At 64.6% G+C, this 23,211-nt stretch carries 20 protein-coding genes and 1 pseudogene; 6 read left to right on the forward strand and 15 right to left on the reverse strand.

Features of this window, described 5'->3' with window-relative positions; genetic code table 11:
* Positions 1-60: 60 nt before the first annotated feature.
* The 9 genes and pseudogenes from M1D32_RS14970 to M1D32_RS15010 all read right to left on the reverse strand — a co-directional run bounded on the left by M1D32_RS14970 (position 61) and on the right by M1D32_RS15010 (position 10,690).
* Complete coding sequence (locus M1D32_RS14970) at positions 61-294, reverse strand: PLDc N-terminal domain-containing protein (RefSeq protein WP_458779425.1); 234 nt, start codon at positions 292-294, stop codon at positions 61-63.
* A 93-nt stretch (positions 295-387) separates the two neighbouring features.
* Positions 388-804, reverse strand: a complete 417-nt coding sequence (locus M1D32_RS14975) for an acyl-CoA thioesterase (RefSeq protein ID WP_458782204.1) — start codon at positions 802-804, stop codon at positions 388-390.
* Positions 805-860: 56 nt separating this feature from the next.
* Positions 861-2,939: an ABC transporter ATP-binding protein gene (locus M1D32_RS14980; protein ID WP_458779426.1), complete on the reverse strand. Its 2,079-nt coding sequence runs from the start codon at positions 2,937-2,939 to the stop codon at positions 861-863.
* Positions 2,936-4,669 (reverse strand): ABC transporter ATP-binding protein, encoded by a 1,734-nt coding sequence (locus M1D32_RS14985; RefSeq protein WP_458779427.1) that lies wholly within the window; start codon positions 4,667-4,669, stop codon positions 2,936-2,938. The genes M1D32_RS14980 and M1D32_RS14985 overlap by 4 nt, the downstream gene beginning before the upstream one ends.
* A 205-nt stretch (positions 4,670-4,874) precedes the next feature.
* Positions 4,875-6,383, reverse strand: a pseudogene (locus M1D32_RS14990) (MFS transporter); the annotation flags it as partial.
* A gap of 82 nt (positions 6,384-6,465) precedes the next feature.
* Positions 6,466-6,939, reverse strand: coding sequence for a MarR family winged helix-turn-helix transcriptional regulator (locus M1D32_RS14995; RefSeq protein ID WP_458779428.1), 474 nt, complete (start codon positions 6,937-6,939; stop codon positions 6,466-6,468).
* Positions 6,940-7,192: 253 nt separating this feature from the next.
* Positions 7,193-8,896 (reverse strand): thiamine pyrophosphate-binding protein, encoded by a 1,704-nt coding sequence (locus tag M1D32_RS15000; protein ID WP_458779429.1) that lies wholly within the window; start codon positions 8,894-8,896, stop codon positions 7,193-7,195.
* Positions 8,897-8,901: 5 nt separating this feature from the next.
* A complete protein-coding gene (speB, locus tag M1D32_RS15005) occupies positions 8,902-9,966 on the reverse strand; it encodes an agmatinase (protein WP_458779430.1) in 1,065 nt (354 codons plus the stop codon).
* 148 nt (positions 9,967-10,114) lie between these two features.
* Positions 10,115-10,690: a cupin domain-containing protein gene (locus M1D32_RS15010; protein WP_458779431.1), complete on the reverse strand. Its 576-nt coding sequence runs from the start codon at positions 10,688-10,690 to the stop codon at positions 10,115-10,117.
* Positions 10,691-10,962: 272 nt separating this feature from the next.
* Between M1D32_RS15010 and M1D32_RS15015 the strand changes: the two genes are divergently transcribed.
* Positions 10,963-12,483, forward strand: a complete 1,521-nt coding sequence (locus M1D32_RS15015) for a sodium:solute symporter family protein (RefSeq protein WP_458779432.1) — start codon at positions 10,963-10,965, stop codon at positions 12,481-12,483.
* Between the two features lie 79 nt (positions 12,484-12,562).
* Here the strand turns inward: M1D32_RS15015 and M1D32_RS15020 are convergent, their stop codons facing one another.
* Entirely contained in the window at positions 12,563-12,787 is a 225-nt protein-coding gene (locus M1D32_RS15020) for a hypothetical protein (protein WP_458779433.1), read from the reverse strand.
* A gap of 251 nt (positions 12,788-13,038) precedes the next feature.
* On the opposite strand from M1D32_RS15020, the gene M1D32_RS15025 reads away from it, so the two are divergent.
* On the forward strand, positions 13,039-14,238 hold the full coding sequence (locus tag M1D32_RS15025) for a VIT1/CCC1 transporter family protein (protein ID WP_458779434.1): 1,200 nt from the start codon (positions 13,039-13,041) through the stop codon (positions 14,236-14,238).
* Between the two features lie 57 nt (positions 14,239-14,295).
* A complete protein-coding gene (locus tag M1D32_RS15030) occupies positions 14,296-15,222 on the forward strand; it encodes a matrixin family metalloprotease (protein ID WP_458779435.1) in 927 nt (308 codons plus the stop codon).
* Positions 15,223-15,228: 6 nt separating this feature from the next.
* Here the strand turns inward: M1D32_RS15030 and M1D32_RS15035 are convergent, their stop codons facing one another.
* Together M1D32_RS15035 and M1D32_RS15040 are read right to left on the reverse strand one after the other, a co-directional pair.
* Entirely contained in the window at positions 15,229-16,383 is a 1,155-nt protein-coding gene (locus tag M1D32_RS15035; RefSeq protein ID WP_458779436.1) for an LOG family protein, read from the reverse strand.
* Positions 16,384-16,565: 182 nt separating this feature from the next.
* Positions 16,566-17,783 (reverse strand): MFS transporter, encoded by a 1,218-nt coding sequence (locus M1D32_RS15040; protein ID WP_458779437.1) that lies wholly within the window; start codon positions 17,781-17,783, stop codon positions 16,566-16,568.
* Positions 17,784-17,937: 154 nt separating this feature from the next.
* On the opposite strand from M1D32_RS15040, the gene M1D32_RS15045 reads away from it, so the two are divergent.
* On the forward strand, positions 17,938-18,387 hold the full coding sequence (locus M1D32_RS15045; protein ID WP_458779438.1) for a MarR family winged helix-turn-helix transcriptional regulator: 450 nt from the start codon (positions 17,938-17,940) through the stop codon (positions 18,385-18,387).
* 68 nt (positions 18,388-18,455) lie between these two features.
* On the opposite strand, the gene M1D32_RS15050 is transcribed toward M1D32_RS15045, so the two are convergent.
* A complete protein-coding gene (locus tag M1D32_RS15050; protein WP_458779439.1) occupies positions 18,456-19,892 on the reverse strand; it encodes a sugar porter family MFS transporter in 1,437 nt (478 codons plus the stop codon).
* A gap of 241 nt (positions 19,893-20,133) precedes the next feature.
* Here M1D32_RS15050 and M1D32_RS15055 point away from each other — a divergent pair, with 241 nt between their 5' ends.
* Together M1D32_RS15055 and M1D32_RS15060 are read left to right on the forward strand one after the other, a co-directional pair.
* Positions 20,134-20,496, forward strand: coding sequence for an ArsR/SmtB family transcription factor (locus M1D32_RS15055; protein ID WP_458779440.1), 363 nt, complete (start codon positions 20,134-20,136; stop codon positions 20,494-20,496).
* Positions 20,493-20,975, forward strand: a complete 483-nt coding sequence (locus M1D32_RS15060; RefSeq protein WP_458779441.1) for an SRPBCC family protein — start codon at positions 20,493-20,495, stop codon at positions 20,973-20,975. The genes M1D32_RS15055 and M1D32_RS15060 overlap by 4 nt, the downstream gene beginning before the upstream one ends.
* A 144-nt stretch (positions 20,976-21,119) precedes the next feature.
* On the opposite strand, the gene sucD is transcribed toward M1D32_RS15060, so the two are convergent.
* Both sucD and sucC read right to left on the reverse strand, forming a co-directional pair.
* Complete coding sequence (gene sucD, locus M1D32_RS15065; RefSeq protein WP_458779442.1) at positions 21,120-22,022, reverse strand: succinate--CoA ligase subunit alpha; 903 nt, start codon at positions 22,020-22,022, stop codon at positions 21,120-21,122.
* A gap of 12 nt (positions 22,023-22,034) precedes the next feature.
* Positions 22,035-23,204 (reverse strand): ADP-forming succinate--CoA ligase subunit beta, encoded by a 1,170-nt coding sequence (gene sucC, locus M1D32_RS15070; RefSeq protein ID WP_458779443.1) that lies wholly within the window; start codon positions 23,202-23,204, stop codon positions 22,035-22,037.
* Positions 23,205-23,211: the final 7 nt, after the last annotated feature.

Consider the following 23,211-nt stretch of genomic DNA (forward strand, 5'->3'; position numbering starts at 1 on the left):
TTACAGGGTGAAGCTGGGCGGGCGCTCAGAGCCGCCCGTGCACCCGGCAGTTCTTGGCGCCTACGCGCCAGCTCCCGGCTTCTTCCGGCCGAACGTGAAGTAGCCCACCGGCCCAATGAAGTTGATGAAGGATGCCGCCCGCCAAGCGGCCTTGGGACCGTTAATCATCGCTGCAGGCCGCTTTGAAATGTCCCGCTGCGCCGCCACCAACAGGGACACCTGGGCGATGGCCACCAGTATGGTGCCGGCCTTTGCGGACGGGGACATTTCCTTCCAGGTCTTTTTCTGGGCCATGCCTATTCCTCCTTGGTTGGGGTTCTTAGTTTCCGATGCTGTCCGCCCCTGCGCAACGGGCAGTACAGCGGACGGAGCGCCTGCACCTCGTGCTCACATGGTGAAGGGTGCCAGCCGTTCCTTTTGTTCTGGCGTGAGCCGCTGCACCCGGCCCGTGGCTTCGTGCACAAACGCCAGATGGCTGCTGGCCTTGACGCAGTCCTCCCGGGTGACAGGGTCCTGTATGAGGTAGTGGATATCGAAGCTTGCTCCCTTGACGGCACCAATCCAGACCTGGACCAGGGCAGGGACGTTCCGGTACTCCAGCGTCCTGACGTAGCGGATCTTGTGGTCCACCACCAGCGCCATGGTTCCCTCCGGGACGTCATTGAAGAGGGAGACGTGCGGCTCGATGCCGGGCAGCCCCGCTCCCCGCGGCGGACCGAAAGCGGCAATCCGCGCCTCCTCAAGCATCCGGACGATCTGCACGTTGTTGATGTGCCCGTACGCGTCCATGTCGCCCCACCGCATGGGAACCAGGACCTCGATCCGCCGGCCGCCGTCGCTGGCAGCCTCCACCTGCGCGCTCAGCTGTGCACCGCCGTCGAATCATCCACCGGCAGTTCCCCAGCGTCCGCACCGGCGAACTGGGACATGTACAGCCGGTAGTAGGCGCCTTCCGCAGTGAGGAGGACCTTATGGTTCCCCTGCTCCACGATCCTGCCGTTTTCCATCACGAGGATGGTGTCCGCGTCGCGGATGGTGGAGAGCCGGTGCGCGATGACAAAGCTGGTGCGGTCCGTACGGAGCGCTGCCATGGCCTTCTGCACCAACAGCTCGGTGCGGGTGTCAACAGAGCTGGTGGCTTCATCGAGGATCAGCAGCGACGGATTGGCCACGAAGGCGCGGGCGATGGTGATGAGCTGCTTTTCGCCGGCGCTGACGTTGTTGCCTTCCTCGTCGATGACGGTGTCGTAGCCCTCGGGCAGGGCGCGGACAAAGCGGTCCACGAAGGTGGCTTTGGCTGCGGCCATGACCTGTTCCTCGGTGGCGTCCAGGTTTCCGTAGCGGATGTTGTCGTAGATGGAGCCACCGAACAGCCAGGCGTCCTGGAGCACCATGCCCACCTTGGAGCGGAGTTCGGACCGGCTGAGGTGGGTGATGTCCACTCCGTCCAGCGTGATGAATCCGGAGTTCAGCTCGTAGAAGCGCATCACCAGGTTGACCAGCGTGGTCTTTCCGGCTCCGGTGGGCCCAACGATGGCCACTGTGTTTCCCGGTTCCGCTGTGAAGGAGAGGTCTTCGATCAGCTTCTTGTCTTCGGTGTAGCTGAACGTGACGTTCTTGAACTCGACGTGTCCGTCCGTCTTGGCCGGCAGGTGTTCCGTAGCTGTTTCGACGTCCTGTTCGTCGGCATCCAGGAATTCGAACACCCGCTCGGAGGACGCCACGCCGGACTGGAGCATGTTGGCCATGCCCGCCATCTGGCCAAGTGGCTGGGTAAATTCGCGGGAGTACTGGATGAAGGCTGTGGCATCGCCGAGGGACATGGACCCCGAGGCCACCCGGAGGCCGCCCACCACGGCAATGCCCACGTAGCTGAGGTAGGAGACGAACTGCATCACCGGGAAGATGATGCCCGAAACAAACTGTGCACCGAAGCTGGCCTTGTACAGGGCCTCGTTGCGTTCCTCGAACCGTTCCAGCATGTCTGCGTCCCGGCCGAAGACCCGCACCAGGTCATGGCCGGAGAACGATTCCTCAATCTGGCCGTTTAGCGCACCGGTGTTTTTCCACTGCGCGGCAAAAAGCTTCTGGCTGCGCGAGCCGATGATCCCGGCAGCGACGCCGGACAACGGAAGCGCCACCAAGGCAATCAGGGCCAGCTGCCAGGAGACGATGAACATCATGATCACAATGCCGATGACCGTCAGCAGCGAGTTGATCAGCTGGGCGAATGCCTGCTGGAGCGCCTGCTGGATGTTGTCGACGTCGTTTGTCACCCGGGAGAGGACGTCGCCGCGCTGGCGGGTGTCGAAGTAGTTCAGCGGAAGCCGGTTGAGCTTCTTCTCGGTGTCATCGCGGAGACGGCGGATCACCTTCATTACGATCCGGTTCAGGACGTAGCCCTGCAGCCACAGGAAGATGTTGGCAACGAAGTACATCAGGAGCACCACGGCAATGAGGAAGGACAATTTCTGGAAGTCTATGCCGCTTCCGGGCACCAGTTCCATCTTGGCGATCATGTCGGCGAAGTTGTCCTGCCCCTGCTGGCGCAGTCCGGCAACGAACTCTTCCTTGCTGGCGCCGGCCGGGAGTTGCTTGCCAACCACGCCGCCAAAGATCACGTCCATCGCCTGGCCAAGGATCTTGGGGGCAATAACGTTCAGGACCACGGCGACCACCACCATCGCAACCACGGCGTAGATGCCCGCTGCCTCGGGCTTCAGCAGTCCCATCAGCCGCTTGGCGGACGGCCAGAAGTGTTCGGCCTTCTTCGCCGGCATGCCGCCGAACATGTCGCCGTCCGCTTCGGAAGGCTTGTATTCCTCTTCGAAGAATTCCTCGTCCTCAACCGCGGCGTCCTCCACCAGGTCCGCGCCAGCCTGGTTTTGGGAGCCTGTTGTCTCTTTTATATCGGTGGAGTCTTTCTTGCGGGGGCTCATGCCATCTCCTCCACGCTCAGCTGGGATTCAACAATTTCCTGGTAAGTGGGTGAGGTTTCCAGGAGTTCCTCGTGTGTTCCGCGGTCCACGATTCGGCCGTTGTCCAGGACCAGGATCTGGTCCGCTTCGGTGATGGTGGAAATGCGCTGGGCCACGATGATGACCGTCGCGTCGGCGGTGGTGCGCTTCAGTGCCGCCCGTAGGCGGGCGTCCGTGGCGACGTCAAGGGCGGAGAAGGAGTCATCAAAAAGGTAGACCCGGGGCTTGGTGACCAAGGCACGGGCGATGCAGAGGCGCTGCCGCTGGCCGCCGGAGACGTTGGTCCCGCCTTGGGAAATCCGGGAGTTAAGCCCGTTCTTCTTGTCCCGGACAAAGTCCGCGCCCTGTGCCACTTCGAGTGCGTCCCACAGTTCCTGGTCCGTGGCTTCGGTCTTTCCAAACCGGAGGTTGTGTTCGATGGTGCCGGAGAAGAGGTAGGGCCGCTGCGGGACCAGTGCCACGCGCCTGGTGATCTCTGCCCGGTCCAGGTTATTGACGGATACCCCGTCCAGGAGCACTTCGCCCTCGGCGATGTCGTAGAGACGCGGTAGCAGGGACAACAGGGAAGTCTTTCCAGCGCCGGTGGAACCGATGATCGCGATGGTCTGGCCTGGCTTGGCGGTAAAGCTGATGTTGCTCAGCACCGGCGACTCCGCACCGGGGTATGCGAACGAGACGTTCCGGTATTCCACCACGCCGGCCAATGCAGCGGGGGTCTGCGGCTGTTCGGGATCGTGGATGGAGGGTTCGACGTCGAGCACCTCGCCGATGCGGTCCGCACAGACCGACGCACGCGGGATCATCATGGCCATGAAAGTTCCCATCATGACGGCCACCAGGATCTGCAGCAGGTACTGGAGGAACGCTGTCAGTGCCCCCACCTGCATCTCACCCGAATCCACGCGTTGCCCGCCGAACCACAGGACGGCGGCGGTGGAGAGGTGCAGGATCATGCCGATGGCCGGGAACATCAGCACAAACAGGGCGCCGATCTTCAGGGATACGTCAGTGAGGTCCTTGTTGGCTTCGCCGAACCGCTCGGTCTCGAAGGGTTCCCGGACAAAGGCCCGCACCACCCTGATGCCGATGATCTGTTCGCGCAGGACCCCGTTGATGCGGTCAATCTTCTTCTGCATGGCACGGAAGAGCGGCATCAGGCGGACCACCAGGTAACCCACCACCACGACCAGGACGGGCACGGAGACCCATACCAGCCAGGACAGGTTGATGTCCTCCCGCAAGGCCATGATGATGCCACCGATACACATGATGGGAGTGGCCACCATGAAGTTCAGCCCCATCAGCACCAGCATCTGGACCTGCTGGACGTCATTGGTGCCGCGCGTGATCAGGGTGGGGGCACCGAAGGTGTTGACGTCCTTGGCCGAGAAGCTGGTGACTTTGCGGAAGACCCCGCGCCGAAGGTCGCGGCCCACAGCCATGGCCGTCTTGGAGCCGTAGTACACGCCGGCGATTGCGGTTCCCACCTGGATGAAGGCGACGAGGAGCATCACCCCGCCCGTGCGCCAGATGAAGTCGGTGTCCCCGCGGGATACGCCTTCGTCGATGATCTGGGCATTCAGGCTGGGGAGGTACAGTGCAGCGATCGTTGACGCCAGCTGGAAGACGATGACGGCCACGATGTATGGCATGTACGGCCTGGAAAACCGCCGTATGAGGGTCAGGAGCATGCCCACGGGTCCTTAAGAAGATTTCGCGAAGTGGTGAGGGTTAAGTAGTACCAGCCGGGGCTGACATCCTTAGCCTTCCCACTCTACGAAACTCCTTCCGGGGGTGAAACAGCCCGGGGAAAGATCATCCGGGAGGAGTAGTGCAAATGGCTTACCGGGCAGCGGAGGCGGGCTCCGCCGTCGTGCTTTCCTCCTGCCGGGCGGGCTCCTGCGCAGGCTGGATGTCAACCGTGCGGCGCAACGGCTTTTCCTTGATGAACAGCACCGATACCAGGGCTACGACGGTCACCGCCGCGGAGATCAGGAAGACTTCCGCGGTGGCATCTCCATAGGCGGCCCGCATGATCTCCCGCACCGGTTCCGGCATGTGTGCCAGGTCCATGCTGGAGCCGGCTGCGCCGCCCTGGACGGGGATGCCGGCCGCTGTCAGACCCTTGGTGGCAAGCTCGCTGACCCTGTTGGCCAGGATCGCACCCAGCACCGAGACGCCGATGGCGCCGCCCACGGACCGGAAGAAGGCCACCGAGGCGCTGGCCGTTCCAATGTCCGCGGCGCGGACCGTGTTCTGCACGGCCAGGACCAGGTTCTGCATCAGCATGCCCAGTCCCAGGCCGAGCACCGCGGTGAACACGCCGGCGTGCCACAGTTCCGTGGTGTGGTCCATGGTTCCGGCCAGTCCCAGTCCGCCGATCAGCAGGATGGAACCTGCGATCAGGTAGCCCTTCCATCGGCCGGTGCGGCTGATCAGCAGGCCGGATGCCACCGATCCAGTCAGGTTTCCGGCAATCATGGGCAGCGTGAGGAGGCCTGCCTCCGTCGGAGTCGCGCCGCGGGCTACTTGGAAGTATTGGCCCAGGAACGTAGATGAGCCGAACATCGCGATGCCCACCGCCACCGAAGCAATGATGGCCAGAGCCGTAGTGCGCTCAGAGATGATCTTCAGCGGGATGATGGGCTGCTCAACCTTGGATTCCACCAGGACCAGCAGCGCCAGCAGGACGATTCCGCCGCCCACCATCAGGGCGGACTGCCAGGAGACCCAGTCGTAGTAGGCGGGGTTGCCGGCGAACGAGACCCAGATCAGGAGCAGGCTCACGCCGGACGTGAGCAGGATGGAACCGAGCCAGTCGATCTTGGCTGGCCGGCGGACGTGGCTGATTTTCAGGGTGACCTGCAGCAGGATCAGTGCGACGACGGCAAGCGGCACGCAGACAAAAAAGGTCCAGCGCCATCCCAGCGGGCTGTCGACGATGAAGCCGCCCAGCAGGGGGCCGCCGGCGGTGCCGACTGCCATCACTGCGCCCATGTAGCCGGAGTACTTTCCGCGGTCACGCGGCGGGATCATGGTCCCGATAATGGCCTGGGCCAAGGCAGTGAGGCCGCCCATGGCTATGCCTTGGATAACCCGGGCACCCAGCAGCAGCGGAATGGTTTCGGACAGGCCGGCCATCACCGAACCGGCGACGAAGATAACGATGCTGAGCTGGACCAGGACCTTTTTGTTGAAAAGGTCGGCAAGCTTGCCCCAGATGGGTGTAGTGGCGGCGTTGGCCAGCAGCGCGGCGGTGATGACCCACGCAAAGTCCGTCTGGGTCCCGTGGAGGTCCGACATGATGGTGGGCAGCGCGTTGGCCACAATGGTGCTGCTGAGGATGGCGGTGAAAAAGGCCGCCAGGAGCCCGGTGAGGGCCTCCATGATCTGGCGGTGTGACATCTCCGGGGCAGCTGCCGGCTGCCTTCCTGAAGGGTGGGCTGATATGGGCGGCGCGGCGGTTTGGCTTGCCATAGTGATGCTCCTAAACGGTGGTTGGTGTTGTGCCGGCCGCCGTTGCCCGGGCTGATGTCTTAAGTGATGCGGTGAGCTTGTGCAGGATTTTCGCCGTATTGCCGGCGTCTTCCTCGCTCCAGTCGCGCAGGTAGTCCTGAAGGACCACCGTCCGCTGCTCCTCGATGTGCCGGAGCTTGTCGGCTCCCAACGGGGTGAGGGCCACCAGCTGGGCCCGGCCGTCGTCGGGATCCTGCCTGCGGACCACCAGGCCATGCTCCTCAAGGTCCGCGATATGGCGGCTGAGGACCGGCGGGCTGACGCCAAGCCGTTCGGCGAGCCGCGTGGCCCGTGACTCCCCCTCCCCCACGAACCGCAGGACACCCTGGAGCGCTACTCCGGTGTCCTGCCCCCGCACGCTGGCTGTGGCGATGCACCGCACAGCGCGCTGCAGGTCGAAGATCTGGTACACGAGGTCTGCTGCCGTATCCGGTGCTACTGCCATGGCTTCAGCACTCCTTACTTGTTTGCCTGAAGCAACTATATAGGAAGTTGGTTGCTTTGGGAAACTAAGTGCAGGATGGGTATGGCCAACGTGAACCGGCACCGCAGCTTGAAACATAAGCAAGCTTTCTATTACTCTTGTTTCAGCTTCTCCGCTTGTCCCCCATCAGGCGGAGTGGTTGCCAAAAGGCCCCGCAACACTGACTCGTGCTGCGGGGCCTTTGATTTTGGTTTCCGGTTTCTGACCGGAGCAGTTATGCAGGCAGGTGGGTGGGCGCGAACATCTTCAGGAGCGTTTCCACCACGACGACGTTGGGCCCGTCGGCTGCGAAGCCCGCCTTGAGCGCCTCCCCCACATCTTCAGGGGCAACCTTTGTGGCAGGAACACCGAACGCTTCCGCGAGCTTGACGAAATTCGGCCGCGCGAGTTCGGTGGCGGTGGCCTTTCCGAACGCACCCACCATGTATTCGCGGAGAATGCCGTAGCCGCCGTCGTCCACAATCAGCCAGGTGACAGGCACGTTGTGCTGTTTGGCGGTGGCCAGTTCAGAGATGGAGTACATCGAGGAGCCATCGCCGGATACCGCAAGTACCCGGCCGGGGCTGCCCGCCGTTTCCAGTCCCACTGCCGCGCCGATGGCTGCCGGGAAGCCGTAGCCCAGCCCGCCGGCACCCTGTGCGGAGTGGAACTGGCCCTCCCGGGCATCCCAGCAGGACCAGCCCCAGTACGCGGCGATGGTCATGTCCCAGAAGGTCTGCATGTCCGCGGGGACGGCGTCGCGGATGTCGGCCATGAACTTCAGTTCCTTGCCCAGGTCCTGGGACTCCAGGCGGGCCCGGACGTTGGCCAGTGATTCCTGCACCAGGTCCTCGGGGGATGTCCCGTGCCAGTTTGGCCGGATAGGGCCGGCCTCAAGTGCTTCGTCCAGGGCGGCCAGTGCCTGCCCGGCATCAGCGCGGATGCCCAGCCCGGGCCGGTTGGACTCCAGGACCCGGGGTTCGGCGTCGATCTGGATAATCCTGCCGCGCGGCTCAAAGGTGAAGTAGTTGGAGGTGACCTCACCCAAAGACGAACCGATCACCACCAGGACGTCCGCGTCCTCCAGCACATCAGTCATGTGGCGGTCCTCAATCCAGGACTGCAGCGACAGCTCATGCTTCCAGGGGAACGCGCCGTTGCCGCCCGGCGTGCAGATCACGGGGGCGCGAAGCTTTTCTGCAATGGAGAGCAGGGACTTCTCTGCCCGCCCCCGCCGGGTGCCGCCGCCGGCAATAATAGCGGGACGTTCCGCGGCCCGCAGCCATTTCACCGCTTCGCGGACCAGCTCCACCCGCGGCGGATTGTCCGCCGCTTCGGCCAGCGCGTCCTCAACGGGAGGCACCATGATCGGATCAAGCAGGACGTTCTGCGGGATTTCGATCCACACCGGCCCCTGCGGCGAGGAGATGGCTTCGGTCCAGGCATCCTGGATGGCTGACGGGATGCCTGATGCGTGCTGGATCAGCCGCTGGCTCTTGGTGACGTTGGCGGCCGACGCCTTCTGGTCATCAAGCTGGTGCAGCATGCCCTTGCGCCGGGCGCCCAGCCCCTCGAGCGGGATCTGGCTCGCGACCACCACCATGGGAACGCCGGTGGCATAGGCTTCCTGCAGCCCGGCCAGGGACGTCAGGGCGCCGGGGCCAGTGGAGAGGAACAGGACCCCCACCTCACCGGTTGCCCGTGAATATCCGTCAGCAGCGAACGCGGAGTTGTTCTCCACGCGCGACGAGACGAACTGGAGGTTGCCGCGCCCCATCGCGTCAAAGAGCCCCAGCGCGTGCTGGCCCGGGATGCCAAAGACGGTTTTCGCGCCCAGGGCTTCCAGCGTTTCGACAACGAGGTCCCCGCCATTGCGGGCACCCGTTCCTGCACTGTCACCTGCGGAGGCAGCGGACGTTCGCGGATCGAGTTCGATCATGCCTGCTACTCCTTGCCGGCTGCGGCGAAGCCCACCGGGCGGCGGACTTCCTGGCCGAGGGCCTGGGCTGCGTAGCCTGTGGCCGCTCCGAAGCGGTCCCCGGCCACGGCATTGTCGGCCATCAGGGTGACGAGTTCGAAGGCGACGTGGCTTGCCGCCACGCCCGTGATTTCGGCGTGGTCGTAGGCGGGAGCAACCTCCACGACGTCGGCGCCCACCAGGTTCATTCCACGGAAGCCGCGGATGATTTCCAGCAGTTCGCGGCTGGTGATGCCGCCTGCTTCGGGGGTGCCGGTGCCCGGGGCGTGGGCCGGATCCAGGACGTCGATGTCCACCGAGATATACAGGGGGCGGTTTCCGATCCGGTCCCTGACCTTGGCCACCGTTTCCAGGACGCCCTGGTAGTAGACGTCAGCGGAGGTGACGATTCCAAAGCCAAAGCGATGGTCGTCGTCGAGATCCTTTTTGCCGTAAAGGGGCCCGCGGGTACCGATGTGGCTGATGGCTTCCGTGTCCAGGATGCCCTCCTCCACGGCCCGGCGGAACGGCGTGCCATGCGTGTATTCGGCGCCGAAGTAGGTGTCCCACGTGTCCAGGTGCGCGTCGAAGTGCAGCATGGCGATGGGTTCGCCGGCACGCTCGGCGGCGGCGCGGAGCAGGGGCAGCGCGATGGTGTGGTCACCGCCCAGGGTCACCAGCTTGCTGCCGCCGGCGGTGAGGTCGAGGGCGTTCTGCTGAACGGTCTCGATGGCCTCGTTGATGTTGAAGGGGTTGACCGCCATGTCACCGGCGTCGGCCACCTGGATGTTTTCGAAGGGACTCACGTCCCAGGCAGGGTTATAGGGGCGCAGCAGCCGGCTGGCTTCCCGGACGTGGTTGGCACCAAAGCGGGCACCGGGGCGGTAGGAGACGCCGGAGTCGAAGGGAACGCCCACTACAGTGACATCCGCCTTTTCCACCTGGTCCAGGCGCGGAAGGCGGGCATAGGTGGCAGCTCCGGCGTAACGGGGAATACGGGATGAATCGATGGGGCCAAGGTTGCCGTTGGCTTCGATGCGCAGCTCTTCCAATGGAGGCCTCTCCTTCGAGGAGTTGAGGGGTTGATGTGACTGCCATCATACAGCTTGTTTCCCTATGTGCACCAGCTGTTTACTTTGAGCTTTTCGGGGGCGCAGTTCATCCGGGCAGGTACAAATGGGGACAGGAGGCGGCTTGGGGTCAGCGGCTGGCAGCCGGGACCAGCACCCAGAGGACTTCTACTGGCTTGTCCGTGGGGTTGATCCACGTGTGCGGCTCCCGGCCGGGGAAGGTCACGGTATCCCCGGCACTGAGCTCGTATTCCTCGTTGGTGAGGATCAGCCTGATGCTGCCCTTAATGACATGGAGGACGTCCACGTCGCAGTCCACCGCGTAGAGCTCCGTCTCGCCGCGGCCGTGCGGCTCGATGCAGGCCTGGATGATCTGGATGCGCCGTTCCGAGCGGGCCGTAAGGAGGCGCTCCACGATCCCCTGGCCGCCGAGCGAAATCCGCGGCCCGTCATTGCGCTTGGTCAGATGGGTCTCCGGCGCCGCAAAGAGCTCCCCGATGGAGATGGAAAGGACCTGGCAAAGGGTCACGAGGGAAGCCACCGAGGGTGAGGTCAGGTCGCGCTCCACCCGGCTGAGGAACCCTTTGGTCAGTCCGGTGGCGTCAGCTACCTGCTCAATGGTGAGCCGCTGGGCCTGCCTCGCGGCCCGGATCCTGGAACCGATGGCAACGGGTACGTTACTCGGCTCAACTGGCAGTGCCTTCATCTGCGTACCTTTCATGGCCGGCCGCCCGGCCCCACTCTGGAGCAATACTAATGGCCAGCCGCTTCTGTGACGCCTGCATGGCCTGCGTGGCTTGACGCGGCACGGTCCCCTTGACTGTTACCACGGTCACAGCCTACTCTTTGGAAAACACTTGTTGCCTATGAGGCAATATCTGAGAACTTACTCTCACCCGAACCCCTCGTGCAGCGGTTTCCGGCTTCCCCTTCAATCCCGCCACCACCCTGCTGCCAAACAGCTTCAAGGAGTCCAACGTGGACGCAAATGTCATTAACATCGCCATCGTGGTGGTGTACCTTCTCGCCATGCTGGCATTCGGCTGGTGGGGCAAGTCCCGCACCAAGAACAACAGCGACTTCCTTGTCGCCGGCCGTCGCCTTGGCCCCTTTCTTTACACCGGCACCATGGCCGCCGTCGTCCTGGGCGGCGCCTCCACTGTCGGCGGCGTAGGGCTCGGCTACAAGTTCGGTATTTCAGGCATGTGGCTGGTCGTTGCCATTGGCGCCGGCGTCCTGCTCCTCAGCCTGCTGTTCGCCGGGACCATCCAGAAGCTGAAGATCTACACCGTCTCGCAGATGCTTACCCTGCGCTACGGCAGCAGGGCCACCGAGGCATCGGGCATCGTGATGCTCGCCTACACGCTGATGCTCTGCGCCACGTCCACCGGAGCCTACGCCACCATCTTCGTGGTGCTCTTCGACTGGGACCGCGCACTGGCCATCGCCGTCGGCGGCGCCATTGTGCTGGTCTACTCCACGGTGGGCGGCATGTGGTCCATCACGCTGGCAGACCAGGTGCAGTTCATCATCAAGACTGTTGGCATCTTCTTCCTGATGCTCCCCTTCACCCTCAACGCCGCGGGCGGCATCGACGGCATCCGCAGCCGGGTTGACGAGAGCTTCTTCCAGATCGACGGCATCGGCCTGCAGACCATCATTACCTACTTCGTGGTGTACACCCTCGGCCTGCTGATCGGCCAGGACATCTGGCAGCGCGTCTTCACGGCTAAGACAGCCAAAGTGGCCCGGTGGGGCGGCGCCACGGCCGGCATTTACTGCATCCTGTACGGTGTTGCCGGCGCGCTGATCGGCATGGGTGCCAGCGTCGCGCTGTCGAACATGGAGATTGCCGCCAAGGACGACGTCTACGCCGAAGTGGCCCAGACCCTGCTGCCCGTCGGCATCGGCGGACTGGTCCTGGCAGCCGCTGTAGCTGCCATGATGTCCACAGCTTCAGGCGCCCTCATCGCCGCTGCCACCGTTGCCCGCGCCGATGTCCTGCCGTTCGTGGCCAGCTGGTTCGGCAAGACCATCAACACGGAGGACACGGACAACCCCGAGCACGACGTCAAGGCCAACCGCATCTGGGTCCTGTCCCTGGGCATCATCGCCATCATCATCGCGATCATCACCAAGGACGTGGTCGCGGCCCTGACCATCGCGTACGACATCCTGGTGGGCGGCCTGCTCGTGGCCATCCTCGGCGGCCTGGTCTGGAAGCGCGGTACCGGTGTGGCCGCAGCCACCTCCATGGCCGTGGGCTCAGTAGTCACGCTGGGCACCATGATCATCCTGGAAATCAACGCCAAAGCGCCGCTGGACGGGATTTACGCGAATGAGCCGATCTACTACGGCCTGCTCGCCTCCGCCGTGGTGTACGTCGCGGTCTCCCTGCTGACCAAGCCCACCGACCCCCAGGTGATGCGCAACTGGCAGCGCCGGGTCGCCGGGCAGGAAGCCCCGGAGGCTCCGGCGGAACCGGTTTCGGCCCCGTAGCAGCAGCTACTGCGTCGCGTACGACGGCGGCACCTCCCCTTCGCATTCCATGGAAGGGGAGGTGCCGCCGTCGTCTGTCCTATTCCGTATCGCGGACCTCGTCCGGGTCCAGCGGGACCGGGCGGTCTTCGGCGTCGATGACTATCGGGGCCGGCTGTACCACCGGTTCCTCTTCGTCCAGGAGGTCATCCTCGGTGTCCCAGTCGTCCTCATTGACGGGTGCATCCTCTGCGTAGTCGTAAGCGGGGTCCGCTTCGACGGCTTCCAGGTGCGGCATGTCCGCGTGCGGTCCGGTGGTGCCCATGATCCAACCTCCGTTTGTTCGCCTGACGTGCTCTTACAGGGCGCTGGCGTGCGCCACAGTTTCATCACAGCACCGCCGGGAGCCGTGGTCAAGGGTGCGCTGGCTTGCACCAAGTACCACCGAAAGTCCGCTTATTTTGAGGCCCACCGAAACCCCGGAGTGAGGGGAGCCAGCCGAAAAACCGCGGATTTGCGCGGTAAGCTGGCCGTGCAATGGGGCCGAACCATGCCCCATCCACCCCAGGAGTTTCCGTGTCCCAGCACGCCAATCCAGACCACCACCGCGACTCCCCTGCAGGGTCCCTTCCCTCGGATTCTGTCCCCTCGGTTCCCGCTCCGTCACTGCCTGCCGCGGCAGCCCGGCCCGTAGCCCGGCCCACGTCCGCGGACATCCGGCGCTGGCGCCAGTACTTGGCGGACGAGCGTGCCGAGGCCGCTGTCTACCGGGACCTGGCGCAGAACCGGCAGGGCGAAGAACGCGACATCCTGCTGGCCCTGGCCGAAGCGGAGGGACGCCACGAGGCCCACTGGCTGGGCCTCCTCGGCGAACACGCAGGCAAGGCACGCCCGGCCTCAATCCGGAGCCAGCTGCTCGGTTTCCTGGCGCGCCACTTCGGTTCCGTTTTTGTGCTGGCCCTGGCGCAGCGGGCAGAAGGCCGCTCCCCTTACGCCAAGGACCCCAACGCCACTGACGCTATGGCTGCCGACGAGCAGATCCACGAGGAAGTGGTGCGGGGGCTGGCCACCCGCGGCCGCAACCGGCTGGCGGGCACGTTCCGTGCCGCCGTCTTTGGTGCAAACGACGGCCTGGTCAGCAACCTTTCCCTCGTGATGGGCATGGCAGCGTCGGGCGTGGCCAGCAGCGTGGTGCTGCTCAGCGGCATTGCCGGGCTGCTGGCGGGTGCAATGTCCATGGGAGCTGGCGAATTTATCTCGGTGCGCTCCCAGCGTGAGCTCCTGGCAGCCACCCGTCCCACCCAGGTCACCCTGGCAGCCGCCCCGAAGCTGGACATCGAGCACAACGAACTGCTGCTCGTCTATCTGGCCAGGGGAATGTCCCAGGAAGCGGCGCAGCACAGGGTGGCCGAACGCATGGGCCTCCTGTCCTGTGACTGCGACCCCAGCCTGTCCCTGCAGCCGGAGCTTCCCGAGGCCGAGGACCAGCACGAGGCCGTGGGCACCGCGTGGGGCGCAGCGCTGTCCAGCTTCTGCTTCTTTGCTTCAGGCGCCATCGTCCCCATCCTCCCGTTCCTGTTCGGACTGACCGGAGTGGCTGCCCTGGTGGTGGCGGGCGTACTCGTGGGCCTCGCCCTGCTGGTGACCGGAGGCATCGTGGGTCTGCTCTCCGGCACTTCGCCGCTGACCCGCGGCCTGCGGCAACTTGCCATTGGCCTGGGAGCCGCCGCGGTCACGTACCTGTTGGGGCTGGTCTTCGGCACTGTCGTCCACTAGCAGTAGGGTTTCACTGACAATAGTGAATTAGCGGGGACACATAATGGGGATGCAGTAGTGGAGGGGCAGCCGCCACGCGCCGGAAGGCGGGCACGCACTGGAAGCACCGGCAAGGCCCTTCGGTTCGTGCTCACAGGCGCCCTGTTCTCCGCAGCGTTGGTGGGGGCTGCGCTGGTGCTGGACGATCCGCGGTTCAAGGAGCTCCTCGATGTCCGCCTTGGTCCGGGTCCCGGCGGACAGGGTCCTGGCGGGCGGGAAGCCGGCGGGCCGCAAGCGGGGGCTGCCGGAGCACAACCCCCTGCCGAGGCACGGACGGGAGCGCCGCCGGCTGGGGTAGAGGAAGAGGATGCTCCCCTGGGCCAGCCCATGCCTCCAAGGGTGGGCAGTGACGCGTACCGGTTCCTGGCAGTCAACGGCGACGGCAGCCCAGTGGGTTACTCGCCGTGCCGGCCGTTGCACTATGTCGTTAACGACGCTTTGGCGCCGGCGGGGGCGCAACAACTGGTCGCAGAAGCCATTACTACTGTTTCCGCCGCCACGGGCATCACTTTTGTCTATGACGGCACCGCCACCGAACAGCCGTCGCCCCAGAGGCCCCCGTACCAGCCTGATGCCTACGGCGAGCGCTGGGCACCGCTGCTCATCGCGTGGACCACGCCGGAAGTGGCCCCGCAGCTGAAGGGGAAAGTGATTGGCACCGGCGGCAGCACCCACTACAGCTACGACGACGGCCCCAAGACCTTTGTCACCGGCGGCCTGGACCTGGACGCACCGCAGATCGCGGACGAACTGCTGAATCCCGATGGCCACCTCTATGCCACGGCAGTGATCCTGCACGAACTCAGCCACGTGATGGGCCTTGACCACGTGACGGACCCGACCCAGCTGATGTACCCGGAGATCGGCACTCCTGAGGGGCTGTCCGCAGGGGACCTCAACGGCCTGTTCGAACTCAGCAAGGCCCAGTGCCGAAAGGACCTCTAAGCAGCCTTATCCGTGCCGGCTCGCCGGCTGGCCGCGAAGGACGGCCACTGCCTCGTCCACCGTGTCCACGAGGAAAATCCGTTCTTCCATGGGCCGGCCGTTAGCGAGGCTGCGGAGCATGGGCCACGCCGGATACTGGTGTTCCCAATGGTGCCTGCCTACCAGCACCATGGGCGTAATTCTCTCGCGGGCGCCGTAATAGTTCTCGCAGGCGTCCTGGAAAATCTCCTGCACCGTGCCTGCGGCTCCGGGCAGGAAGATGATGCCCCCTTGGCAGAGCTCGAGCAGGATGGCTTCGCGGACGGCGTTGGCGAAGTATTTGGCGATGTGGGTGGCGAAGTAGTTGGGCGGCTCATGGCCGTAGAACCAGGTGGGGATGCCAAGCGACGGCGTTCCGCCCGGAAAACTTTCGACGACGGCAGCGGCCGCCCGCGCCCACGCTGACACCGAGGGGCGGAAGCCCGGGACGGAGGCGAGGCCCGCCAGTGCAGCCTGCAGATCGCCGTCGTTCGCGCTGCTGAGGTAAGCGCCCAGGTTGGCTGCCTCCATGGCTCCGGGTCCGCCGCCCGTGGCTACCACATGGCCCTCCCGGGCCAGCAGCCGGCCCAGCTGTGCGGCCTGGGCGTAGTCCGCGCTCCCCCGCTGGGCAGCATGCCCGCCCATCACGCCCACCACGGACCGGGCGGCGAAGGACCCGGAGTGCAGCGCCTCGTCCAGCGCTTCGCCAATGGCGTGGTCGTGCAGCGCCGACGCGAGGGTGGCGTCCAGCCGGTGCCGTTGCCCCGGCTGAATGCTCCACAGGTAAATGCGTGCGTCCGGAAGTTCCTCATACGGGGCATCGGCGAGGCCGGCGTATAGCTCTGCCGGCGAGTACAAACTGCCCCGGTATGGGTTGAAGGGAACTGCCTCCAAGCGTGGAAAAATCAGGGCGCCGCGGCGCCGGAGGCTGTCCTCCATCCCCTCCTCGAAGGTGCAGCCAAGGAAGATGGCTCCTTCTACATTTACCCGCTCCAGGGCCGGGGCACGCCCCCGGAGGTCGAGCGACTGCGCGTGCCAGCCGTGCAGGTCCGCGCTGCCTTCACTGACCAGGCGGTCGAAGGTGGCGAGGTCGTCCACGTCGAGGCTGTGGGGGCTGGGCCCGAGGTTTCCGGAGAGATTCACGCGTACCTTCCGCTCACGCTGCTCATTCACCCAGCGTAGGGCAACATCCCAAAGCAACGTCGTGATTGGCTGATCACTGACGACCCGCATCTTGGCCGGGTGTGCCGAAGGTGGGACGGCCAGGACATCAACCCTGGCTGCCTTTCGGCGCCTGAGCAGCTCAGCCGGCTGCGCGGTCTTCCTTAGCGGGCTGCCAGTTCAGCCTCCGGCGCTGCCGCCGTTTCGCCCGGGAGCGGTGCTGCAGGTGCTGCACTTCGGCTGGCGCCTGCTGCCGCAAAGCCCATGACTGCCAAGCCCAGGAGCGTCATGCCGGCGCCGGCCCAGATGGGTGAGGTGTAGCCGAGCCCGGCCGTGATGGTGACACCGCCCAGCCACGCGCCCAGGGCGTTACCGACATTGAACGCACCGATGTTGGCGCCGGAGGCCAGGGTGGGTGCGCTGCTGGCGTACTTCATCACCCGCATCTGCAGGCCGGGAACAGTGGCAAAGCCAAAGCCGCCCATCAGGACCAGGGATGCCACGGTCACTGCCTGGTTGGCGGCAGTGAGTGCGAAAACCACAAGGATGGCGGAGAGTGCAGCCAGCACCACCAGCAGGGTCCGGTCCACGTTGCGGTCAGCAGCCCTGCCGCCCAGGGTGTTGCCGGCGAAGAGGCCCACACCAAAGATGATCAGCAGCCACGGAACGGTGGTGGGCGCGAAACCGGTGACTTCGGTGAGGGTGTAGGCAATGTAGGTGAAGGCGCCGAACATGCCGCCGAACCCAAGGATGGTCACCACGATGGAGAGCCATACCTGTCCCGAGCGGAAGGCCTGCAGCTCGCGGCGCAGCCCGCCGGCGTCGCTCTTTGTCCCGGCAGTGCCGGGGACGAGCGCCAGGATGCCTGCGAGAGCAACTGCACCGATGACCGTGATGGCCCAAAAAGTGGCGCGCCACCCCGCAGCCTGGCCCAGCAGGGTCCCGAACGGAACACCGAGGACGTTGGCCGCCGTCAGCCCGGTGAACATCAGCGCAATGGCGCCCGCCTTCTTTGTCGGGGCCACCATGTCCGCAGCCACTACGGCACCGATGCCAAAGAACGCCCCATGGGCGAGGGCAGCGATAACCCGCCCCAGCATCATGGGCCAGTAGTCTGCAGCTGTGGCGGACAACAGGTTGCCGACGATGAAGAGGACCAGCAGGCCGGCAAGCACCGGTTTACGGTCAAGGCGCGTCACCGCTGCAGTCAGACCCAGTGCTCCCACCACGACAGCCAGTGCATAGCCGGAAATGAGCCATCCTGCGGACGCTTCAGTGACACCGAAATCGGCTGCCACTTCCGGGAGCAGCCCCATAATGACGAACTCCGTCAATCCAATTCCAAACCCGCCGAGGGCGAGGGCAATGAGGCCAATAGGCATGCGGGTGCTCCTTTGAGCTGTACTCGGTGTGGAAAGGCGCCTAGAATAGTTGCAGACGCGGTATTTATTGTTGCACATGCAAATATGCCGCGCAAGCAACTATCTTTCGAAGCAACAGGTGTGCCGGGTGGGCCGCCTCCTGAGGAGCAATGTCATGGGCATAAAGGACGACGCCGTTGAGGTCCGCGCGCAGGGCTGGCGGACCTTGGCGGCCCTTCACGGCCTGATCGAGAACCAGCTGGAACGTGCCCTGCAGGCCGGGTCGAAGCTGTCAGTGGTGGAGTACACAGTTCTGGACGCCCTCAGCCGGCAGGACGGCTGGCACATGCGGATGCAGCAGCTGGCCCGCGCCAGCGCCCTCAGCCCCAGCGCCACCACGCGGCTGGTCAACCGCCTGGAAGACAGGGGACTCCTGACGCGCATTCTTTGCGACGACGACCGGCGCGGCATCTACACCGAATTGACGTCCAGCGGGATCAACCTCCTGGAGGAAGCGCGGCCGGTTCATGACGCCACACTGGAACGCGCGCTGGACGAGGCCCAGGGCATCCCCGAACTGGCCGCACTCGTGGACGCGCTGCCAACGCTGCACGCCCGGGCGTAAGCCAAACATGCTGCTCCTTGAGACAGTCTAAGGGGCATCATTCACTGGTGTCCTGCGGGCAGGGCTGACTAAACGCCCGGGCCGGCGGCGCCGTCAGTCTTCGCTCCCGCCACATTCTTGAAGTAATGCTCCAGGTCCTCAAGGCTCTTGTCCTTGGTTTCCGGAACGTACTTCACGGCGAAGGCAATAGCTCCAACTCCCAGCACGGCAAACACGAAGAACGTGCTGGGCAGCCCGATGGCGGCCAGGAGCTGCGGGAAGCCGAAGCCCACCAGGAAGTTCACGATCCACAGCACGAAAGCGGAAGCTCCCATGCCCAGGCCGCGCAGCTTCAGCGGGAAGATCTCGGAGAGCATCAACCAGGTCACAGGCGAGATGGCTCCCTGCTGGAAGGCCAGGAAGGTGACCGTCAGCGAGAGAATGACGAAGCCCCGGGCAGCGCCCTCAGGCAGCACCAGCGAGAACAGGCCGATCAGCAGCAGGGCCGACGTCGTTCCCACCTGCCCGGTGATCAGCATCCGCCGGCGCCCCACCCTGCCCAGCAGCCAGATGCCCACGAAGGTGGCGAGCACTGAGATCACGCCGTTGGCGATGTTGGCCGTCAGCGCTGCTTCCCGGCCGAAACCTGACTGCGACAGGATCTGCGTGCCGTAGTACATGATGGAGTTCACGCCGGTGATCTGCTGGATGACAGCCAGGCCGAGGCCCACCGTAAAGATCCGGCGGAGCCAGGGGATGTTCAGGTCCTTCCACGAGCCCATCCTGGACTTATAGTCCTCCACGGCCATGGCCTTGACCTCTTCGAACTCGGTCCGCGCCTCTGCGTGCGACCGTAGGCGGTGCAGCACACCGAGCGTCTCACCGAAGCTGCCCGTCGATGCCAGCCAGCGCGGGCTCTCCGGCATGAAGTTCATACCGATCCAGAGCGCAATGGCCGGAAGCGTGGCGATAACCAGCATCCAGCGCCAGATGCCACCGGCTTCCCCGAAGGTGTTGCCCAAGTAGGCGTTGAAGATGAAGGCCAACAGCTGCCCGGTGACGATCATCAGTTCGTTCTGGGTGACAATCCGCCCACGGCGCGCGCTGGGCGAGACCTCTGCCAGGTACACGGGCACGATGACGGAGGCGCCCCCCACGGCCAGGCCCAGCACGAACCTGGCGGCGATCATCACCTCGGTGCCCGGCGCGAAGGTACAGGCCAGCGTGCCCACAAGGAAGATGACCGCAAGCACCATGATCATCTTCCGCCGGCCATTACGGTCAGCCAGCTGCCCGCCGAACAGGGCGCCGAAGGCTGCGCCGAACAGCAGGGAAGACGTCACCAGCCCCTCGGTCAGCGGCGTAAGCCCCAGGTCCTCCTGCATATACGGCAGGGCGCCGTTGATCACACCTGTGTCGTAGCCAAAGAGCAGGCCGCCGAAGGTGGAAATGCGGGTGACGGTACGGAGTGCCCTTTTGTGGTTGCGGGGCTTCGTCCCGGTTTCCGCAGGGACAGGGACACTCATAGGCGGACCTTCCGCACGTTCTGCTGCGTAAAACTCGTCCCAGTTTACGTCGCTATCGCCAGTATGCAGGTGCCGGTGGACGCGGACGGGACTTCCCGCCGGGCTGGCGGTATCGCGGAGCCCCGGAGTGCGGACGCGGTCCAGAAACAGGGCGCCAAAGGCCTTGAAGTTGATGCGCAGCAGAAGTACGCTTAAACAACCGAGAGGTTGATAAACCGATACGTTGAATAAGAAGGCCACGATGGACACCGAAAGCACGGAACTGGACTCGGCCTTTATGGCCCTGGCCGATCCCGTTCGGCGGAGCATCATCGCCCGGCTCAGCCGGGGACCGGCCACCGTGAATGAATTGGCGGAACCTTTCGAGATCTCCAAGCAGGCGGTCTCGAAACATATCCAGGTGCTTGAGCAGGCGGAACTGGTCACCCGGACCAGGGATGCACAACGCCGGCCCGTACACCTGAACCCCGCGCGGCTCGAGGCGCTCACCGCATGGATTGACCGGTACCGGTTGGTCCGCGAAGGGCAGTTCCGCAGCCTGGATGCCGTGCTTGGATCACGCGCTGCCGCCGGCAGCGACCCACCTCCAAAGGAGTTATCGTGAGCAATCCCCTGAAACTCAGCGTTCCCGAAGGCCTTCCCTTCATCGACTACGAGCGCGAGTTCGATTTCCCCGTCGCGGACGTCTTCCGGGCCCACAAGGAACCGGACCTGATCGTCCAGTGGCTGGGCCCTCGTGGCATGAAGATGGACCTGGACCACTACGATTTCCGTACCGGCGGCAGCTACAGCTACCTGCATACGGGGCGCGACGGCGTGGCCTACGAATTCAAGGGCATCTTCCACACGGTGCGCGAGAACGAGTTCGCCATCCAGACCTTCGAGTTCGGCGGGTACCCGGACGTCGTCAGCCTGGAGTTCATGACGTTTGAGGACCTCGGGAACGGCCGGTGCCGCCTGCGGGGCCACTCCGTCTACCCCAGCCAGGAGGCCCGCGACGGAATGGCGCAGTCCGGGATGGAAGGCGGCATGACTGAAGGCTACGAGCGTCTGGATGAGCTGCTCACCGGCGCCAAGGTCTAGGACCCAGGAGTACGACGACGGACGGCACCTCCCGAGGGGAAGGTGCCGTCCGTCGTCGTACGTGAGGAATGAAAAGCGGAGCCACCCGCCATCCGGAAGGACGCCAGGTGACCCCGCTTTTTGTGGCGCTGTGGCGCCTTGGGCCTAGAGGGTTGCGTAGACTTCGCGCAGCAGCTTGGCAGTTTCGGACGGTGTCTTACCGACCTTCACGCCTGCAGCCTCAAGGGCTTCCTTCTTGGCCTGGGCGGTTCCGGCGGAACCGGAGACGATGGCGCCGGCGTGGCCCATGGTCTTGCCCTCGGGAGCGGTGAAACCTGCAACGTAGCCAACCACGGGCTTGGTGACGTTGGCCTTGATGAAGTCGGCGGCGCGCTCTTCGGCGTCGCCGCCGATTTCACCGATCATCACGATCGCCTTGGTCTCGGGGTCCGCCTCGAACGCGGCCAGGGCGTCGATGTGGGTGGTGCCGATGATGGGGTCACCGCCGATGCCGATGGCGGTGGAGAAGCCGAGGTCGCGCAGCTCGTACATCATCTGGTAGGTCAGGGTTCCGGACTTCGAAACCAGGCCGATGGGGCCCTTGCCCGTGATGTTTGCCGGGGTGATTCCCACGAGTGCCTCGCCGGGGGTGATGATGCCGGGGCAGTTCGGGCCGATGATGCGGGTTACCTGGTTGCCGTCGGCGTCCACCGTGGCCTGGGCGAGTGCCCAGAATTCGGCGGAGTCCTGGACCGGGACGCCTTCGGTGATGACGACGACCAGGCCGATGCCTGCCTCGATGGCTTCCACAACGGCGCTCTTCGTGAATGCCGGCGGCACGAAGACGATGGAGACGTCGGCGCCGGTTTCTGCCATGGCTTCCTTGACGGTGCCGAAGACGGTGATCTCTTTGTCGCCATGCAGGACGGTGGTGCCTGCTTTGCGGGCGTTGACGCCGCCGACGATGTTGGTGCCGGCCTTCAGCATCAGGGCGGTGTGCTTGGTGCCTTCGCCGCCGGTGATGCCCTGGACGATGACCTTGGAGTCTTTGTTCAGATAGATAGACATGTGGCTGTCCCTTTACTTAGCTGCGTTGGCGAGCTCGGCGGCCTTGTCGGCGCCCTCGTCCATGGTTGCGGCCAGGGTAACCAGCGGGTGGTTCGCCTCGGCCAGGATGCGGCGGCCTTCCTCAACGTTGTTGCCGTCGAGGCGGACTACCAGCGGCTTGTTGGCGTTGTGGCCCAGCTCGGCCAGCGCACCTACGATGCCCTTGGCGACGGCGTCACACGCGGTGATGCCGCCGAAGACGTTCACGAACACGGACTTGACCTGCTCGTCGCCCAGGATGACGTCAAGGCCTGCAGCCATGACCTCGGCGGAAGCTCCACCGCCGATGTCCAGGAAGTTGGCGGGCTTGACGTTGCCGTGGTTTTCACCTGCGTAGGCAACAACGTCCAGGGTGGACATGACCAGGCCTGCACCGTTGCCGATGATGCCCACTTCACCGTCCAGCTTGACGTAGTTGAGGTCCTGCGCCTTGGCCTTGGCCTCGAGGGGGTCAGCGGCGTCCTTGTCCTCGAGGAGGGCGTGCTTGGCGTGGCGGAATTCGGCGTTTTCGTCGAGGGTGACCTTGCCGTCCAGTGCGACGATCTCGCCGGCGCCGGTCTTGACGAGCGGGTTGACCTCAACGAGGGTGGCGTCTTCCTTCTTGAAGACGTCCCAGAGCTTGAGGATCACGGCGGCCACCTTGCCGCGCAGTTCCTCAGCGAAGCCTGCAGCTGCGACGATTTCGTCGGCCTTTGCCTGGTCGATACCCACTGCGGGGTCGATGGCGATCTTGGCGAGCGCCTCGGGGCGCTCGACGGCGAGCTGTTCGATTTCCATGCCGCCTTCAACCGAGCACATGGCCAGGTAGTTGCGGTTGGCCCTGTCCAGAAGGACGGAGAAGTAGTACTCCTCAGCAATGTCGGCACCCTGGGCGATCATCACCTTGTTGACGGTGTGGCCCTTGATGTCCATGCCCAGGATGTTGGAGGAGTGCTCAAGCGCCTCGTCGGCGGACTTTGCGACCTTCACGCCGCCGGCCTTGCCTCGGCCGCCAACCTTGACCTGTGCCTTGACGACAGTTACGCCGCCAATCTTTTCGGCAGCTGCCTTTGCTTCTTCTGGGGTGTGCGCCACGATGCCGGCAAGCACGGGTACACCGTGCGCCTCGAACATATCGCGCGCCTGGTATTCAAACAGGTCCACGGTTTAG

The sequence above is a fragment of the Arthrobacter sp. D3-16 genome (assembly GCF_054408515.1).